This is a genomic window from Ktedonobacter robiniae, from assembly GCF_016587375.1.
GTDB classification, from domain to species: Bacteria; Chloroflexota; Ktedonobacteria; order Ktedonobacterales; family Ktedonobacteraceae; genus Ktedonobacter; species Ktedonobacter robiniae.
Genome location: NZ_BNJG01000001.1, coordinates 2,580,788 through 2,598,881, shown reverse-complemented (window position 1 = coordinate 2,598,881; position 18,094 = coordinate 2,580,788). Strand labels below are relative to the sequence as shown.

15 protein-coding genes are annotated in these 18,094 nt (G+C 53.4%); 4 read left to right on the top strand and 11 right to left on the bottom strand.

Going from position 1 to position 18,094, the window contains the following annotated elements:
- Nucleotides 1-759 precede the first annotated feature (759 nt).
- Nucleotides 760-1,224 (top strand): SRPBCC family protein, encoded by a 465-nt coding sequence (locus JMJ04_RS10945; protein WP_201370522.1) that lies wholly within the window; start codon nt 760-762, stop codon nt 1,222-1,224.
- Between the two features lie 475 nt (nt 1,225-1,699).
- Here the strand turns inward: JMJ04_RS10945 and JMJ04_RS10940 are convergent, their stop codons facing one another.
- Both JMJ04_RS10940 and JMJ04_RS10935 read right to left on the bottom strand, forming a co-directional pair.
- Complete coding sequence (locus JMJ04_RS10940) at nt 1,700-2,893, bottom strand: MFS transporter (RefSeq protein ID WP_201370521.1); 1,194 nt, start codon at nt 2,891-2,893, stop codon at nt 1,700-1,702.
- 1,003 nt (nt 2,894-3,896) lie between these two features.
- Nucleotides 3,897-4,055, bottom strand: coding sequence for a zinc-binding dehydrogenase (locus JMJ04_RS10935; RefSeq protein ID WP_201370520.1), 159 nt, complete (start codon nt 4,053-4,055; stop codon nt 3,897-3,899).
- Nucleotides 4,056-4,200: 145 nt separating this feature from the next.
- On the opposite strand from JMJ04_RS10935, the gene JMJ04_RS10930 reads away from it, so the two are divergent.
- Complete coding sequence (locus tag JMJ04_RS10930) at nt 4,201-4,803, top strand: hypothetical protein (protein WP_201370519.1); 603 nt, start codon at nt 4,201-4,203, stop codon at nt 4,801-4,803.
- A 318-nt stretch (nt 4,804-5,121) separates the two neighbouring features.
- On the opposite strand, the gene JMJ04_RS10925 is transcribed toward JMJ04_RS10930, so the two are convergent.
- Nucleotides 5,122-5,889: a zinc-dependent alcohol dehydrogenase family protein gene (locus tag JMJ04_RS10925; protein WP_201370518.1), complete on the bottom strand. Its 768-nt coding sequence runs from the start codon at nt 5,887-5,889 to the stop codon at nt 5,122-5,124.
- 521 nt (nt 5,890-6,410) lie between these two features.
- Here JMJ04_RS10925 and JMJ04_RS10920 point away from each other — a divergent pair.
- Nucleotides 6,411-6,710 (top strand): JAB domain-containing protein, encoded by a 300-nt coding sequence (locus JMJ04_RS10920; protein WP_201370517.1) that lies wholly within the window; start codon nt 6,411-6,413, stop codon nt 6,708-6,710.
- Here the strand turns inward: JMJ04_RS10920 and iscB are convergent.
- From iscB to JMJ04_RS10895, 5 genes are all read right to left on the bottom strand, one after another.
- The gene (gene iscB, locus JMJ04_RS10915; protein ID WP_201370516.1) at nt 6,616-7,932 is read right to left on the bottom strand and encodes an RNA-guided endonuclease IscB; all 1,317 of its coding nucleotides are present in this window, start codon (nt 7,930-7,932) and stop codon (nt 6,616-6,618) included. The genes JMJ04_RS10920 and iscB overlap by 95 nt on opposite strands.
- Before the next feature lie 446 nt (nt 7,933-8,378).
- A complete protein-coding gene (locus JMJ04_RS10910; RefSeq protein WP_201370515.1) occupies nt 8,379-8,795 on the bottom strand; it encodes a VOC family protein in 417 nt (138 codons plus the stop codon).
- 234 nt (nt 8,796-9,029) lie between these two features.
- On the bottom strand, nt 9,030-11,882 hold the full coding sequence (gene lon, locus JMJ04_RS10905) for an endopeptidase La (protein WP_236037982.1): 2,853 nt from the start codon (nt 11,880-11,882) through the stop codon (nt 9,030-9,032).
- A 159-nt stretch (nt 11,883-12,041) separates the two neighbouring features.
- Complete coding sequence (locus JMJ04_RS10900; protein ID WP_201370514.1) at nt 12,042-12,521, bottom strand: Hsp20/alpha crystallin family protein; 480 nt, start codon at nt 12,519-12,521, stop codon at nt 12,042-12,044.
- Nucleotides 12,522-12,748: 227 nt separating this feature from the next.
- Nucleotides 12,749-12,955 (bottom strand): hypothetical protein, encoded by a 207-nt coding sequence (locus tag JMJ04_RS10895; RefSeq protein ID WP_201370513.1) that lies wholly within the window; start codon nt 12,953-12,955, stop codon nt 12,749-12,751.
- Nucleotides 12,956-13,458: 503 nt separating this feature from the next.
- Between JMJ04_RS10895 and JMJ04_RS10890 the strand changes: the two genes are divergently transcribed.
- The gene (locus JMJ04_RS10890; protein ID WP_201370512.1) at nt 13,459-13,923 is read left to right on the top strand and encodes a hypothetical protein; all 465 of its coding nucleotides are present in this window, start codon (nt 13,459-13,461) and stop codon (nt 13,921-13,923) included.
- A gap of 153 nt (nt 13,924-14,076) precedes the next feature.
- Here the strand turns inward: JMJ04_RS10890 and JMJ04_RS10885 are convergent, their stop codons facing one another.
- From JMJ04_RS10885 to menA, 3 genes are all read right to left on the bottom strand, one after another.
- Nucleotides 14,077-14,790 carry a tumor necrosis factor receptor family protein gene (locus tag JMJ04_RS10885; RefSeq protein WP_201370511.1) on the bottom strand — a complete coding sequence of 238 codons (714 nt, stop codon included), beginning with the start codon at nt 14,788-14,790 and terminating at the stop codon, nt 14,077-14,079.
- 357 nt (nt 14,791-15,147) lie between these two features.
- Nucleotides 15,148-15,618 (bottom strand): hypothetical protein, encoded by a 471-nt coding sequence (locus tag JMJ04_RS10880; protein ID WP_201370510.1) that lies wholly within the window; start codon nt 15,616-15,618, stop codon nt 15,148-15,150.
- A gap of 635 nt (nt 15,619-16,253) precedes the next feature.
- Nucleotides 16,254-17,468, bottom strand: coding sequence for a 1,4-dihydroxy-2-naphthoate octaprenyltransferase (menA, locus tag JMJ04_RS10875; RefSeq protein WP_201370509.1), 1,215 nt, complete (start codon nt 17,466-17,468; stop codon nt 16,254-16,256).
- Nucleotides 17,469-18,094 lie beyond the last annotated feature (626 nt).

Genomic DNA, 18,094 nt, shown 5'->3' with positions numbered 1-18,094 from the left:
ATACCCAGAGCGGGATGCACAGAAATGGCGATCTCCAGTTGAAGGCCAGTTTCAATGTTCCTGCCTCGCGAATATGGCAGAGCTTTCACACAAAGTGCGTGAGAGCCTCATAATCCCGTGATTTACAGTTTGAGCCGCTCAACGTGTTGTTCTTTCTTCAGCGCGAACGTGTTTCTTTGTATATGAAGTTTTCCTTCGAGATATTTGCAAAGACTAACTTTCTCTAGTTATTGTTCAGATTTGACCACTTCTCACTACCATATCATTTGCAACGTTCGCGACGGTACCAAGGAACAGCAGGAGAGAGGTGCCGTCTCCCTCCTGCTTTATTTTAGACGGAGATACCAAGCAGTTCAGCCAGTTCGGCCGTCGCTCGCATTAGGTATTGAGTAACTTCGGGCTGCATTAGACGAAATGCACATCCCTGTTGCATCGAGATAATCGAAGCTGCTCAGCCTTGTACCGAAGTGAGCGAATCTGGCCCTCAAACATGAGATTTGCCCTCAATCTTGAGCACTGATAGAAATGTTCGTGGGCAAAGTGCTCCACAAGAGGTTTCTTCCATCTGTACTTTGTAAATTGGAATGCACTGGGAAGTGCAGAACGGCTGCACATTGAGTGAGAAACGACATGTGCTGCGCAGTTTCAAGAGAGAGGAATCTCTCACCGAAAAACAGACCCTGTCTGAGAATAGTACTCTAGATCCATAAGGAATTGAGCACTAGGCGTGACCGATAAAGAAAGGATTGTACAGTAATCATGGAGAAAACCAATTCTGATGGCCGCTCAATTGAGAAAGAACTCTTCATCAAAGCCACTCCACAATGCGTCTTCCAGGCCTTGACCGAGCAAGCCGAGCTGGAACGCTGGTTTCTTGTGAAAGCCGAACTCGATTTACGGCCTGGGGGTGCGATCAGATTTGAGTGGGATCGTGCGAGGGGAGTGTACAACTTTGGCAAGATCCTCGTCCTCGACCCGCCTCATCGCCTCAGCTATACCTGGGAAGCCATGGAGCCGAGTCCCACTCCGGTAACCTTTGAATTGACCGCAGAAAACGATGGCACCCGTCTCTATCTCATCCATTCGGGCATCGGCGAAGGCAAGGAGTGGGATCACTATTACACTCTCAGAAACAACGGCTGGAACATTCATCTCGAACATCTGGTTGCCTGGCTCGAAACCGGTACCTGCCCTTCCCCTGGGCCCATCGAGCGTCCCTCATAGTGTAATATTGGTTAACGTTCACGTTTTGTCACGCGCGTTCTCAAGCTAGGGTGCGCCACAACTTTTTGCGCACAATGAGCATGCCAGCAAGGGGTGGTGAGAGGAAATTGAGCGCTCGCCTTTCAGCGCAAAAAGACGTCTTCCTACTAGCTTAGGAAGGCGTCTCAACTGTTGGTATTGGCGACAGTCGTATGTGTCTGAATACGTTGTAGAAAAGGGTACGCAGGCATGGTTCTTCCTGCGCAAAGTAGTATTCACTCAGGAGTATAGAGAGAGCATGGCACAGTAGAGCTATGCATTGGTGTGCAAAAATCTGTGTCGCACCCTTTACGTTACGTAACGTAGAAACGTCTTCCATCCTCTCAGCTCCAATCGGTGGAGGCTCTACGAAGACGGGTCAAGGTCATGGAGACGACTCGACCCAGGCGGACACCACAGAATACGTGGTATCCGCCTGAGGGAGACGCGGGAATCCTTAGGTCAAACTCTTCTCCCTCAACCTGACGCGGGCCTTGTAGAGGCCCATAATGAGGAGACAAGAGGCTCCAAGTACTATCTCTGTGGACAATACACCGATTACGAGCGTGAGTAGCCCAATGAGCAGGTTACACATGATGGTGCAGATCATGGTGGTCGCCTGCATCAGGCCTGCTACTCTCTCGCGGAGCCTGCCATCCTTCACGACCAGCAACGGTGTGCTGTGCTCACTCGAGTATAGATAGGCTATGCACCCGCCGAGCAGGATCGCCAGTGTCAGCGGGAGGCTGTGTGACAGCCCGGTCGCTACTGTGAGCAGTAGCGATCCTATAGCGCCAGTCAAGACACCACGAACGGAGGGCTGTTGCTTTCTGAACAGACGCGCCGCGATGGACGATCCGATCAGGACGCCCGCTGAATTGATGACTGTGAACCAGGTGTATGTTTTCAGTCCACCGAAGACATCGGAAGCAAGGAGCCGTTGCGCCACGTAGCCGCCGCTCGCGCCGAATGCCAGAATCAGGCGCAAGATGAGCACCTGTTTGAGTGTGGCGTCTTGCCACAAAAAGGTGCGGGCTTCCTTGAGTGTGGGGCGGGTTTGCGTGCACTCAGCCACCGTCGGCATGCTCGTGAGCATCGTCTTTGGCAGCAAGCCCAGCACGACGATCACCGGCAGATAGCTGGCGGCGTCTGCGATATAAGCCACCTCAGCGAGATTTGCCTGGAAAAAGAGCAGGCTTCCGACAGTGACCCCAATGATTTGCCCCGCCTGATTGTACACCGATATCTTGGCATTCGCCTGGGCATATTTCTCATCCGCGAGATCCCTGAGCAGCCCAAGCTGGGCTGGGTTGCTCAGTGCCCCAATGATGCCCCCAGTAGTCCCCATGATGTAGAGCACTGCCGCTTCTGTGTGGAAGCATGCGAGTAGCAGCGACTGCAGCGAGAGGAGTACTTGTGCTCCCCGAACGATTGTCCGCCGTTCGAAGTGGTCGCTGAGAATTCCCCCGAAGAGGGGGAATACAGCCCACGGCCAGTAAGTGAGCAAGGCCGCAATGGCTAGCGTAATCGAGACGGGCAGGGAAGCTCGGGTTACAATGTCCATGCTGGCTGAGAAGGCCTGCATGGAGGAGCCAATTGTGGACAAGAGCAATGCCCACTGGTAGAGAACGAGCAATTTTTCCCGTGGCATGGGAAGCCCTTCGGTAGGGACGGTTTTGATTGGCCTGGGAAGTCGCTTCATTACTCCCCAGGGTGTGCTTATGTGCTCTACCTCCTTATCTCTTGTTGTTGGCAGTGGTTGTGTTCCCTTGCTGTGTTGCTGCGAAGAGGGAATTTCCTCTCGCGCAAGACTTCAGAAGGTGCTCTCATGAAACCTCCGAGAGGAGATTTCGTTGCTCATCTGTGAGGTGTCCGCGCAAAGGCAGCAGAACGATGAGCTCTCTTTGGGGAGAGCGGAACGCACCCAAAGAAGTTGATGCACCTTTTCAAAATAGATGCATGCAAATGTATGCTCATTATGTTAGCACAATTCCTTATGGGATGCTAGTATTTTATGTCCCTCGCAATCTCCCAAAAAGAGGAACAGGGCCCTTGAGTATGCTATAATGTGACAACGTAAGCAGCCAAGCATCTAAGCATTTAATATCACCTTGTACGGCTGTTCGCTTTTTTATTTGTGATCAGCAATCTGATCGAAAAGCTATCTTGCATCACGGCCTGATCTATCTGGCGCAGGAGCCTGCTCGCTTTTCGGTTGCTTTTCATTCGATTGTAGATAGATACGTGCTCAAAGCGGCCCCTGTTTCGAGAAGGGCCTAAAATCCTCAGATAAATGGAAAAAGCAGAGAGAGCAGCGTGTGTACTTTGCGCGAACCGTAGCCACCAGGACGACCACGCGCATCGTGAGACACTGCTCTCTCTGCTTTTTCATCAATGCTAACCAATTACCGGGCAAACCTAGGTAGTGTTGCAAAAAATTAAAGCTCTGCAAATTGAAGGACACACAAACACACCCTTACCAGTAAAAGATGCAAAACATGCGCCTTTTCTCTATAACAATGATTCTTGTGCCGTAACTACTTGCTCCATTTTCTCCGCTCAAAATTTTTGCAACACTACCCAGTAAAGTGCTTTCGCACAACGAGGTTCGCGACGCCATCTTCTCCCTCAAACACATGACTGGTAGCGTGTGTTTACCACTCGATGACGACCTTCCCAACGTGACTGGCTCCTGCAAGATGCTCAAATGCCTGGGGAACCTGCTCAAAAGGAAATATCCGATCAATGACGGGAGAGATGTGGTGCTCTTCGAGAAAGGCATTCATGGCTTCGAACGTGGCACGATTGCCCACAGGTGTCCCACATCTTTTTGCACGTGGTTACATAACCACATTATGCCGTCTTTTCCCTCTACTCATAATCAACAGATCACAGAGGAAATGTGGCTGTGTGATAGGATATACTCAGAAAAAAATCTCTATGAGGAAGGAGCTTTTCATGCATGAACGTACTCTGGCAGATAATCTAGCATATTGCAAACCATTTGCGGCGAAGCTTGCCGCTCAAGGTTACGATTATATTTTCGATCGTGCCGATCTGGCATACATTGCTCTCATTGAGCCAATTTATGATTATTTTTTCGCTACTGATGAGGTGATTAAAGAGACCTCTCTTCTTGCTGACAATGGACTAAGTGAGCAAGAATTTCGTTGGCTGATCGTCTTCTACGAAATGCGTGAGAGCTTACAAAAACAGAGACAATCGCCAGAGGATGTACCATATACCCCCTTCAAAGAACGCCTGGATTTCCTTGTAGAGAGTGAAGATGTCAATACTCTGAATACACGCAACGGTTTTCCCGACCCTGAACACCTTGTCCTGGTCACACTAGCGCGATCGGACCCCTTCTATCTTTCTATTACGGAGAAGAGGTTGACAATCAATCTTACCTATAAGCCAGGCCAGCCCAGCCCATCGTTATTTACCCCGCGCGATAGGCGAACTCTGAAGGAATTCCGGAGACGTGTGGAGCAGGAGGGGATAAATGCTTTGCTTCCTGCCAATTTCTTTCCTCCCGATTCCTTTCACAAGAAGAGGTAGCGACGAAGTGGGTTTGCCAGGGATCGCAACCCACCAACAGAAAGCATGATGCAAGAGAATCTCGGTGCTATGACCTAGAGTCCCCTCTGCGAGAGACATTACCCCCGTGTTCCATCGGCAAATAGTGGAGGTGAATCACCAAAATGCGATCTCTTGGCTTGCGTTGATGCTGCTTGTGGCGGTGCTCTGTTGCTCAGGTAGACTCAATGCAAAAATCTGTGGCGCACCCATTGCCCACATAGAATGTTTGGACAATAGCCATCCGCTGCCGAAGTTCGCTCAGTTCCACTGGTCCTGTAAAGCCTCCGAGCTCACCGATCAAATTAATGCGCCCCCCAATCGTACAGACCGCAATGAAGGAGGTAAGGTCTCTGCTCCTCCCACATCAAGCACGTGATCAACTCCTTGTCCATCGGTGAGTGCGAGCACTCGCTCGTCCCAGCGAGGCGTGGTGGTGGTATTGATCGTCTCATCGGCTCCTAGAGACCGCGCCCGTGCCAATTTCTCCTCAGAACGAGAAAGAACGATTACTCGCGCTCCTGCCGCCTTGGCAAACTGTATTCCGAACACGGAGACCCCTCCCATTCCTTGAAGCAGGACAGTCTCACCTGTACGCAGTTGCCCAGTGGCAAGCGCGTTCCAGGCAGTCACTCCTGCACAAGGCAACGTTGCCCCTTCAGCGTAGCTAAGATGTTCAGGGAGTGGGAGGACTTCTTGCTCCCCAATGACGAGATAGCCTGCCAGTACCCCAGGAGTCCCAGCTTCACCTCGCCCCAAGAGCACATCCTCACGAGGGGGGCCGTCAAGCCAATAGGGAAAGAACGTAAGCACCACACGATCACCTATTTGAAAACGCTTGCTTCCTTCGCCCAAGGCAACAATTTCCCCAGCCCCATCAGACAAAGGGACAATGGGAGTATCTGTATCTTCAGCACTGAACTCTTCAAGGATATAGAGGTCACGATGATTCAATGAGGCCGCTCGGATCTTCACCAGGACTTGACCGGGTCCAGGCTGTGGTTGTTCTTGCTCTATTTGCTGTAACCGACCTCCACTATGGGTAGGCACTATGAGCCAACTTTGCATATGCATTTCCTTCCAATGCTCGCATTTCGTGCTGCTGTCTTCTCAGTCGAGATGAGCGACAGTGTCTTCTCTCCTCGCAATGAGTATGCAAGAGATAATAACATTTCCTTAGGAGCAAATATGTCCAAAGGGGTGCCTCACTGGTATCTTAGAACGAGTGAAATTGCGCAAACTCGTTCTTCCTAGCAGTTATAAGCGCGCGAAACGCCACAATATCCTCATAGCCATTTTTTTGCTGAATGGCAATCTTGCCTAGAGGTAAGCTCGTTTTGAGGGGAGGAAAGAGACCATTTCAAGCTCGCCTCATGTAAAGATTGCCATTCAGCATTTTTTACAAGCTTTCAGATTTGACCACTTCCCGCTACTACATCATTCGCAACGTTCGCGATAGTGTTAGGAGCAGCGGGAGGGAGCCAGTTACCTCCCTCCTGCTTGGGTTTACACAGCGATACCAAGCAATTCGGCCAGTTCCGCCGTCGCTCGCATTAAGTATTGAGTAACTTCGGGCTGCATCAGACGAAATGCACATACTGATTCTCGACACGAAGAACCGCGTGGTAGAACACGCCAAGCGCTATAAGGGCACGGTCAATAGCTCCGTGCTGCGCTCCTCAGAGGTCTTTCGTCCAGCGGTAGTGCGCAACTGCCCCACAGAAGTACGGGCCAGGGAGTCCCGGTCTTTGCAAGCCGGGGAGGAACCCCCAGAGGGGGCACGGCGGCCGCTCCTTATGGGCTGGGGGCAGCGTGCCGTGTCCCGATCTGGTAGGCGTAGCCAGTGCTACGGCCGATCTGCCGGCAAAAGCGGTGAGGCACATCGGTGACCTTGCCGTGCGCCGTCGTGATGGTAAAGTAGCCGCTAGCTTTCACCGTCACACCCCCCACATGGGTTCCCCGGCAGGCAAAGCGCTCGGGGACAACGGCTCGCACCAGGTCCCCCGTTTGATACCCAAAGTAGCGCTTGTGCCGCTTGCGATGGCTGACCGGGAACCCCTGTTTATTGACGTTGCACAGCCGTCGATGCCCCCGCCCCGTTGCTTGCACGAGCAGGGGCACGACATCCGCCGCGCACAGACGCTCCGGCGTGGAGGCTCCTACAACTGCCGCGTCGAGCCAATGCGTCTTGGGGAGGGCACGTTTGATCCTATTATATTTGGTCAGGCCCCCGGAGCCGGTTTCCAGCGGGAGTCCGGTGGCTTTGAGCCGCTCAAACAAGCGCCATCGCGTCGCGTTGACAGCCGTCGCATCTTTGAGAGGCGCCTTGGTCTGCTTCAAGATGCGCTCCAGGCGCCCAGGATCATGAGCGAGGAAGTCTCGAATATCCTGGGTGCCTTTTGCCAGGTTGCAGGCTTCACACGCCAGGGTGAGGTTGGAGACCCGCTGGCTGCCCCCCTTGGCACGCGCAAGGATGTGTTCCAATTGGAGCGGGATGCCCGTTGCCCCGCAGTACGCACATGCCCTTCCCCATTTCTCCAGGCAGTACTCCCGCACTTCATAGCCGAAAAGCGTCCCTTGCTGATACTCGATGCCGGAGATGTCCGGGTGCTCCAGCTTCTGCAGGTCGAAGCGCACCAGTTCCTGGGAGAGCGCGCTCACGTGCGCGACCCCGCTGATCCGCGCCACCCAGGTCAGGATGTTCTCCACCCGCGAGAGGAGCGAGGGGGGCAGCCAGCCGGCGCTGCGCCTCCGGTTGGCAAAGCGCGCGGCGCGATAGCGAGTCTTGCGGGATCGGCGCCCCCGACGCACAGTCCGGCGGGTGTCCAGGGCTTTTTTGATCGCAGCTCCCCGATGGGTGAGTTCGGCCGCCCAGACGACCTCCCCGCCCGCGTCGTCTACCAGCGCCAACCCGGTGGTGCGGGCTCCCGGATCGATCTTGAGCCGCAGTGGTGCGGGGGCAGGATGCTCGACCTCCCGCGTGAGGATGATGGTAAAGGGAGAGGTCCGATAGACGGCTGCTTTTCCGGCCTTGAGCAGCAGGCGGGCCCTTCCCGGATGGACCGGGGCCAGCGGCCGTTTCATGGTATCGAGAACAAAGACATTGGACATGGTTCCTTCCTTTTTGCCCTTGCGGGCCTCCGCTTACGCGGGTAATGCTCACCTCGACAATGTGTGCAAGCGGTTTGTTGGAAAGCGCACCGGCTTCACCCTCTACACCTTTTAACGCTTTCCCGCAGAGGTTCAGGCTGGTGAAGCACCTGAACGTGCCTATGGACATCGGCGGTGCCGCATTCGCTTGCAACGGAGCCCGATGGGAGGAGCGTGCTCCTCCCCTGGCTGAGTCTGCTCATGTCTCGGGCCTGCAAACGGCGCGAGCGCCCCTCGCAAGCCCCCGCATTCGATGCGGGGGTACATGACGCTATGTGAGCCTCAAAGAGCAGCTGAGCTGGCAAAATATTCCTCAACTGCAGCGGAGGCCTGGTATCCCGGGCCTCCTTGCTGCTGTCAATCACTGGTTGTATATAACACGCATAGTGTTTGCCTGAGCTGAGACGCTACGCTTTTTGACCCGCGATGTTCACGAGCCATGGTACGCCGAACTTATCGGTCAATGAGCCGAAGGTGTCGCCCCATGGGGCATGCTCAAGCCGCATGGTAATATTGCCACCGGCCGAAAGCTTCTCAAAATAGGTTCTTAGCTCCGCCTCATTGTCGCCGCTGAGCGACATAGTGTAGTTTGTTCCGGGTTTATATTCCATATGGCTGGGGGTGTCGGAAGCCATAAAAGTAATGCCGTTATCGGCCTCCAGCACAGAATGCATAATCAGGTTGTCTTCGCTTGAATCTTGCGAGGCATGGAATTCTTTGAAAGTACTCATCGTCAGGTTGCCACCAAAGACAGTTTTGTAAAATTCCATAGCTTCGCGAGCGTTGTCTTTAAAACTAAGGTATGGGTTAAGTTTGGTCTGCATAGTTCCTCCTGATATAGTGCTTACATTACAAGGCGACTCTTCAGCACATGGAAATTTTGTTCCATATCTGGAGCTTAAGCATAACACGAATTTATATACACGTCAAGGAATTTTGTATAATTCAGGGTCCTCATTGCCGATATGATACTGAGGTCTTTAGCAGCCCTGAACGCAAACAAGAGAGGGAGGTCCGGCATTGCCGGACCTCCCTCTAACTGGAGATTGACTGTCTATTTATTCGTGAGCGTGGGCGACGACCTTCTCGCCCTTGTCGCTCTTACGCTTGCGCGTACGCGCTGTGCCATTCTCCTCGTGTTTATGGTCAGCCTTTGCCTCCTCTGGCTCAAGCGCGATCTGCAACACTTCGCTGATATCGCTGACGAAGTGGAACTCCATTTCCTCGCGCAGCTCTTTGGGCAGGTCTTCCATGAGATCGCTCTCGTTCTTCTTGGGCAGGAGCACGACGCGAATGCCTGAGCGGTAGGCCGCCAGAACCTTCTCTTTGACGCCACCAATCGGTAGCACTTTGCCACGCAAGGTAATCTCGCCCGTCATGGCAACATCGGAGCGAACCTTACGTCCACTCGCCAGCGAGACCAGAACCGTCGTCATGGTGACGCCAGCCGAGGGGCCATCCTTAGGAATGGCTCCTGCGGGAACGTGAATATGCACATTCTGGTTCTCGAAGACGTGATTTGGCAGACCTAACGCCTGGGCGTTAGAGCGCACATAGCTCAAGGCAGCGGTCGCAGACTCCTTCATGACATCGCCAAGCTGGCCAGTAAGAATCAGGCGCTCCTCCTTGCCAGGCATAGTCGCGGCCTCGATGAAGATGATCTCGCCACCGACGGCGGTCCACACCAGGCCGGTCGCGATGCCGGGACGGTCCAGGCGCTCGGCGGCCTCTTCAAAGAAGCGCCTGCGACCCAGGTAGTCGGTCAACTGGTTAGACTCGATATGAATGGGGCCCTCTTTCCCCTCAGAGATCTGCTTGGCGACCTTGCGGCAGAGTGCCCCTATCTCGCGCTCCAGGTTACGCACGCCCGCCTCGCGGGTATAGTTGCGAACAACCAGGCGCAGAACATCGTCATCGAGTGTCAGTTCCTCTGGCTTAAGACCATTGGCTTCCAGTTGCTTGGGCAGCAAGTAGTTACGCGCGATATGCACCTTCTGGTCCTCGGTATAGCCGGAGAGTTCCAGAATCTCCATGCGATCACGCAGGGGGGCCGGAATAGGCTCCAGAGAGTTCGCCGTGGCGATAAACATTACCTTGGAGAGATCAAAGGGCAAGTCCAGGTAGTTGTCGCGGAAGTTGTAGTTCTGCTCTGGATCAAGCACCTCCAGCAACGCCGAGGAGGGGTCTCCACGCCAGTCAGCGCCCACTTTATCGACCTCGTCGAGCATGATCACCGGGTCATTGGAATCGACGCGGCGCAGGGTCTGGATGATACGGCCAGGCATCGCGCCGATATAGGTGCGGCGGTGACCACGAACCTCCGCCTCGTCACGAATACCCCCCAGGGAGATGCGCGCGAACTTACGACCGAGCGAGCGGGCGATTGAGTGACCCAGCGAGGTCTTACCAACTCCAGGAGGCCCAACGAAGCAGAGGATTGGCTCACGGTTAATGACCCGCTTCTGCTCCTGCGTTAAGAGTGGCTGGGTGCGACGTTTCTCACCTGTCTCCTCAAGCTCGATCTGGCTCTCAGCCTCCCCCTGCTCGCGCTCGCGCTGCTCCTCTTCTTGCTGGCGCTCTTCCTTCAGATGGCGCACCGCCAGGTATTCTAGGATGCGCTCTTTGATCTTTTGCAGGTCATAGTGATCCTCATCCAGAACCTGGCGCGCATGCGAGACATCAATCTTCTCGCCCGTGCTCCGCCCCCACGGCAGGCTGACGAGCAGCTCCAGGTAGGTGCGAATGATGCTATATTCGGGCGAGGCCGAGGGCAGTTTCTCCAGGCGCGAGAGTTCACGATTGGCTTCTTTAAGGGCCTCCTCGGGCATCTGCGCTTCGTCGATCTTGCGCCGAAGCTCGTTAACGGTGGCCTGCTCCTCGCTCTCCTCGCCCAGCTCGCGCTGGATGGCCTTGAGTTGCTCGCGCAAGAGATACTCGCGCTGCATCTTGCCCATCTCTTCCTGAGCGCTGGTCTGAATTTTCTTGCCCAGTTCCAGGATCTCAAGCTCATGTGCGAGAAAAAAGCTTAGCTGCACCAGCTTTTCGCGCACAGAGTCCAGCTCAAGCAGCTTCTGGCGAAGCTCCAGCTCCATCTGAACGAAGGTCGCGATTACATATACTACCTGACGCGCCTCTTCGAGATTGAGGGTTGCAGCGGCGACCCCCTCGGGCATGTTCTGTACCAGGGCGACCAGGCGCTGGAAGTAACCAATGACGTTGCGCTTGAGGGCCTCGGTCTCGTTATCGCTCTCCTGTACATCTGGGCGAGCGGTAACATGCGCCATCAAGTAGGGCTTCTCCTGGGTAAATTCGCCGATCTCGACGCGCTCTAGTCCCTGCACAGCAATCTGGAGCGTTCCATCAGGCATGCGGAACATACGCCCCACACGCGAGACCGTGCCCATGCGGAAGATCTCATCGGGGCCAGCCTGCTCAATCTCGGCCGACTTCTGCGCGACGAGGACGACCAGGCGATCTCCGCGCATCACATCGTCAATCAAACGAATCGAGCGCTCCTGGCCTACGCCCAGCGGCTGTACCGAGTAGGGATAGACCACGACATCCTTTAGCGGCAGTACGGGCAGAATCTCGGGAATGTTGAAGGGTTCTTCCTCCCCCTCAGCCTTCACACCTTCTTCTATGAATTGGGCCAGGGACTCCTCAACTACTTCCTGCGCCTGCGGCTCTTCGCGTGGCGTCTCGCTCTCCTCCGGGTTCTCCTCCTCACTTTCGGCGCTGGGAGACTCCTCATTCTGAGCAGGATCTTCGACCTCATCGGCAGGAGACTCCTCATGCTCCTGCGGCTGAGTCACCTCGGCAGCACCGGGCTCATTCTGGCCCGGGATGCTAGCAGATCGAGTCTCATCCTCTTGTGTCTCCTGCTGTGCAAACTCTTGCTCACTATTATGCATTTTTATATAACTCCAAAACCTTCTCTACAACTTCTCGCAGGGTGACTTACAATGGCGAGCGAAATGGCTGCGCACCGCTGGAAGAAACATCAATCTCACCTGGCTGGTATGCCCCTATTAGAAGGGTAGAGAGAATGAGAATACATTGTCACATCTTCATCAGGCGTCTGTATCAGGACGCTGTATAGCTACACGCTCGGCTCCCGCCTGAGGTAGCCTGGGCAATTCGACCCATAAGAATCCATTTTCGTAGCGCGCGGTGACTGCGTCCCCTTGAATGGGATAGGGAATATACACCTCCAGGCGAAATGGGCCGTAGCGTACCTGGGCTTCATGATAATAGAGATTTGGCAAGCCGCCATGGATATCCTGGCGCGTTCCACTCACAATCAGAGCATCTTCGTACAGTGTTACCTCTATCTCTTCTTCTGTCATGCCTGCCAGCTCGACCTTGACGATCATCATCTCAGGCGATTCAAGGATGTCAGCGAGCGGACGCCAGGAGGAAGAGCGATGTGACATAGACTGCTGTCCCTGGCGCAAGGCCTCATTAAGGAGACGACGATAATGCTGCTCCAACTGGTGTTGCGCCCCCGCTCCCACTGAGCGATAGGTTACCTGCCTGTAACGCATGCGCATACTAGTATCCCTCTTTATGAGACGGGGAACCAGTCATCATAGGCATATAGACATGGACCATGGACATGAGTCATAGCCCTGACTGATCTGCTCCCTGCGACTCTTTCTCCAAATTTGGCGACAAACGGCGATGCGAATGAAGAGCAAAAAGGCAAAAGTCCAAAGCTCACTACGTCTTGTAGCGTCACCTTGCCTTTTGCCTACAATATTTCTACAAGACGACACGCCTATACAATAGGCAGGTCTTTTTCGCCCGTTTCAAGTGCCTGCCAGCAATCGGGGCAAAGGTACTCGAACTCAGAAAGGGTTTCGTCCAGTACATCGCCTTCAATGATATGGGAGTCCTTTATAGGAGTTGCCTTACCACATCGTGCGCACAGCACAATATCTTCTGCGACGGCAGTTCGGCGGGTTCCAAGAACATCTTCCTGCATAGCCGACACCTGGCTTTCTTGTACTATTTCAGCGATGACGTGTCCTACAAACCTTAGCTATTCAGATCACTTCGCCACAACGTCTTTTCACTATCCATAAGAACCATACAGAAGCTGCGACTATTCCCAACCGGGCCATGCTGACTGATATACTCATTTACGTATCCAGCCACGCGCATATAACCGGTTTCATAGCACACAACGCTTCTCTCTGGAATAAGGCGATCTGACCTATTGATTATGGCACGCGCACCCTGAAATTGCAAGTACAATTGACTATAGGTAAGCTCAAGCCCCATGCGCATTCAGTGCGCCAACTCCAAGCTAACTTTTCGCGCCGCCAATCAATATAGTTAACGGTTGCAAAGGGCTGGGTTGATATGCTACTATGTTTCTATGTTTCTCAATATGAGTTATCTTATTTTGAGACGCTAATCGCAAATCGTGCGTGATTGAAGGGTAATCAGTGACCGATTGTCCGCCGTAAATGAAGAGGTAGAGTTATGATCACGCAAACAATCCAGAGGTGGTTGCACAATGTATTCGCATGGTGGCCATGGGGACGCCCCAAAGCGACAAGCAACCAGCAGGCAACAAACCTGGGGAATGCCTCCATGCTCTCGAATCCCCCCAGGCTCCTCTCCTCAGAAGGCCCTATGCCTCAAACAGGCATGACCACTGTCGCTATTGAGCATGAGCATCCCCCCATTCTTGATACACCTTTTAGTCAAAAACCAGGCAGTTCCACTGACCAGACGGCGCTTCCCAAAACGCCATCCTCTAGTAACCAAGCCGCCGAAAATGCCCGAAAAGATGATGCCGCCGCCAATAAGCCCGAGAGACCAGCATCCACCTTTGAACAGCAACTCGCCTACCTACGCTACCTCTATCAACATGGGCTCATCAATGAGGGCTTCGCGGATGACGCACTACCCAGGCAATATCGCAAGAGACGCTTCCACGACTAAGGTCTTATTCCGAAACCCAACCCCCATTCGGGGGCGCAGCGCCACTGGCGTGTCTAGCGCTTCGCGCTCAGGGTGTTCAGAGAAGAAGTTAGACAAACAAAAAGAAAAGACGGGAGGAGAGTCCTCCCGTCTTTTAACTGTGCTTCTGACAGGCTATTCCGCAGGTGTATATCCCTCGGCCTGTGCTTGAGCCTCTGACTCAAAGTAGACGATATCCAGGGGTGAGGTCGACTCAGATGTGAGTTGCTGAGGTGTGCCCATAGGATAGTAACGCTTTGAGCTTGCCACACCAACCAGTTTTGGCGTCTCCTGGTCGGCTGTTGACTGCTCTTCGGTTACAATCGGTAGGGCGGCCTCTGCTGGTTGCGCGCCCTCCTCACGAGGCAGGTTAATGGCGTGAATAGTTCCTCGCGCGGTTTCAACAGTTTTCTCGCGCAGATTTCCATTCTGTTTGAGCAGGACATGCTCTTCCTCTGTCGATTCAGGCTGTTGCATACGCTTACGTATGACAAAGATCATGGCAATCGTTGTGGCAACCAGGCCAATACCGAAGCCGATAAGCGCCCAGAAGCGCCCATCCTGCTCGCTGATCTCCTGGAATACACGCTGGCCATACTCGTTCAGACCTTTATTGATCTTCCGGCTCTTCTTTGTCACAGAACGAGCAGCCTTCTCGCTCTTCTTTGAGAGTCGCTTCGCGGTCCGATCACTAAAACGAGCCAGTTCACGCACAGCCTGCTCGCGTCTCTTCGCGAATTCGTGCGCGGCCTGTTCGCTATATTCACCCAGATCATGGCGTAAATGCCCGCCATGCTTCGCCAATTGCTGGCTCTGCTTACGACCTCGATGACGCACAGTGGAGGCCACGCGCTCTCCTCGTGTCCGCAGTTCGTCGGCCAGTACTTCCCCCGCTGTATTATATTCTGCGCGTAGGGCGAGTTTGTCAAATCCCAGAGAGACTCACTTAACGAAGGTTTCGTTGTGGAGAACTCCTGGACCTCTTGTTCTTGTCTCACCTTTGGCATATGTACTCTCCTCGCTCAACTTGGTACAACCTAATACTCTGTACACGAACAGTATAGTATTTCAGTTGGAAAGCTCGAAAGTCAAGCAAGGGAGTTACTTGCAAGATCTGACAATCGCAGACCTGGCGCACCTGGCATATAACCAGAAGGAGAAACCTTGTTTAGGGCAAAAATATTGTTTTATGAGGAGAGGGGTGCGCTAATCGTGTTCCGTGGCCTGCTCACTAAGTTGCAAGACCAGGCGACAGAAGTGCAGCATGGCGGTAGCGGACTCCAGGTAGCTCGCTTCATCATTCGATGTTAACTGGTGCTGCTGGAGGGCGCGTCGACGCAGGGCACGCAACACAACCATAATATCTTCTTTAATTGAGCTATCAAGCCCACCTCGCTGCATCAAGAGGACTACCTGGTTAACGATAGCGTCGACCTCCTGACGCATGGAGTTCAGGTCGTTTGCCCACGCTTCTTCAATCTCATCGTCAATATCCGCGTCCTCGCCTGTCGTCTGCTCTAAACGCCAGGAAAGCACGTCGGCAATGTGATCTTGTTTTCTGTTGTCATCAGGTTGGGGATAGGGCCTGCCTCGTTGCCATAAAGGTGTTTGAGGTTCTTCCTGTTTGACACCCAGTTCGTGCAACAGTATAGCCAGTTCTTCTTCCCAGCCAGCCATAGAGCACCTCCTTGTGAAACAACCGCAAACAGTGATCTGAGCCAGGCCATTAAGATCTTATTCCGAAACCCAACGTCACTTGCGTGCCTAGCGCTTCCCCCATTCGGGGACAAGCGCGCTCAGGGTTTTCGGAGAAGAAGTAAGCGGACCAGGCGGTGACACCATGCGTACAAACAAAGCATATGCTACCATGGGGAAGTCACGGGAACAGAAAAGATCGTTGAGGGCAAGCACTGAGGGATGTCTTCGCTATGGCCTTTTCTGTCTCTGCCTACCTTACGCCCTAATGCAAAACCATCTGACATGCCCGGATTTCCCTTGTTAGGCTCTTCGCGCCAGTACGAGCTGATGTGGTAAATGGCTGCTGAGCTTCGGGTTATTTCCGTGATCCGTCTGAGGATCCTGCACTAAGCGAAGTGTAACACAGTGTTTTAGCCTTGTAAATGGCCCGAATGGTTACAGTTAGCACGCTTATAGTAGGAATTTTGTTGTAGTACATTTAAGACCCAGAAGCTACTTTTTCTCGCGCCTGCGGCGCTCGTAGAGGTAATGTGTAATGAGCACTGTGGCAACCGCAAGTTACCACAGTGCTCATTACACATTACCCCAAAGAACGTGTTTGCAATTGCAAGTGTTTAACGCATCAGGTGCGTTGGCAACAGTGATATGGCCGAGACCAGGGTAGAGACAATCAGGCCTATAAGAAGCAGTACACCGAACCAGGCATTCTGCCTGAGCATGTCCCGAAAGACGAGATGCAGGCTATTCGGGCTGCTGGCACGTAATATCCCAGTCACAATATTAACCAGTAACGGCAACGTCAAAAAAGCCAGGAGCAGCCAGTGTGGCGTATGCGATGGCACGGCCAGGAAAGCCGCAAAGCCATAGGCAGCCAGTAGCAAAACGAGGAAGATGGCACGGCTCCATGTCAGTCCCAGGCGATTGGCCAGGGTAAACTTGCGTGCCTGCTCGTCTCCCTCCAGGTCACGCATGTCGTTTACCAGGATCGTTGCCGCCGCCGTCAGGCCAAGCGGAAGGCTATAGAGCAAGGCTTTGTGCAGATCACCACCACCCTGGACTATGTATGCTCCTATCGTTACCAGGGGACCAAAGATCCCTAGAGCCACGAGCGGACCCAGGCATAGAGCAGCGAGAGACTTCCCGCTACCACTATAAAAATAGGCGAAAAGCAGGCCCACCAGGCCAAACAAAGCCAGCATCCAGTTCATTGAGATGAGCACAGTAGCCAGGCCAGATAGCGCGCTAGCACCCAGGAAAATCAGGCCCAACACAAGCACGCGGGTAGGCTTGATCAACCCCTGCTGGATCAAACCACCAGGCCCAAGAGGATTGCTGGTATCGACCCCACGGATATAGTCATAGTAGTCGTTGATAAGATTAGCGCCCATATGCACCAGAAGCAGTGCCACCAGGGAAAGCACGAAGGAGAGGAGGCGGAAATGGCCCAGCACATGGGCTGAACTGACCTGCTGACTCCATGCTAAAGTCGTTCCAAAGAGAAATGGGAAAAGCGATAGGCTCAAATAGGATGGGCGTATGCCATCCCAGAAGATACGCATCCATTCCCCAGAGGAACGATGATACTCTGCTGGCTGCACAACCAGAGGAGTAGGCACGCTAAAGGTGCGCGTTGATTCTACCGAATGAACGGAGACCACGGGCGGCTCCAGTTCACCTATAGCCTTGAGCGAATCTAACGGAATCGTTGGTAAACGCTCCGCTTTCTCACCATCAGCCTCAATAATTGGTGCCGTGGTACCCGCTATCGAACTCTTGCTCTCCTTTTCAGGCCGTTCGATAGCCTGCTTCTTCTGCTCTTCTTTTTCCATACGCTTCCCTCTCGGCATAGACCCATGAAATAGCAAATAAGTGCATTTTTGCTAACGTCATCTTGACCTCTCGCGCCTGCGGCGCTCGTCCTGATAGATGGTGTGATGTACCCTGGCAGCCTGCGGCTACCAGGGTACATCACACCATCTATCAGAAATAGTGTGCATCTGGCGTTAACTAGCTAAGCGATATGTTTATTATGTTTTGACTGTTCATTAAGAAAGACGATGTGGATGGCGAGAACGCAACATTCAGGAAAAGAATAAGAATATTGCGCCCCTTGCTCAATATAAGTGGATCGCTACCCAGGTGGTCATGATAAGCGCAGCATTTCGCGCTCCCATAACCTTCAGGAGCGTTATTACTGTTCTTAGTATACAGAGGCAGGGAAACACCCTCTTATAAGCATATGCATCTCACTATCTATCAACTATATACGCTTCCATAGAGAGCGTCAAGTTGCCTGGGACGCTGGTCAATACCTCTCGCGCCTACGGCGATGCCACCAACCAGGAAGCCATCTCACGAGGTGGCTTCTCACACTCGGTAGGGATCAGCTTTAGCGCGTCCGAATGCCACTCATGGCAGTGCGGCGTAAGCCTGAAGCATTATCCGAGCAGAGGAG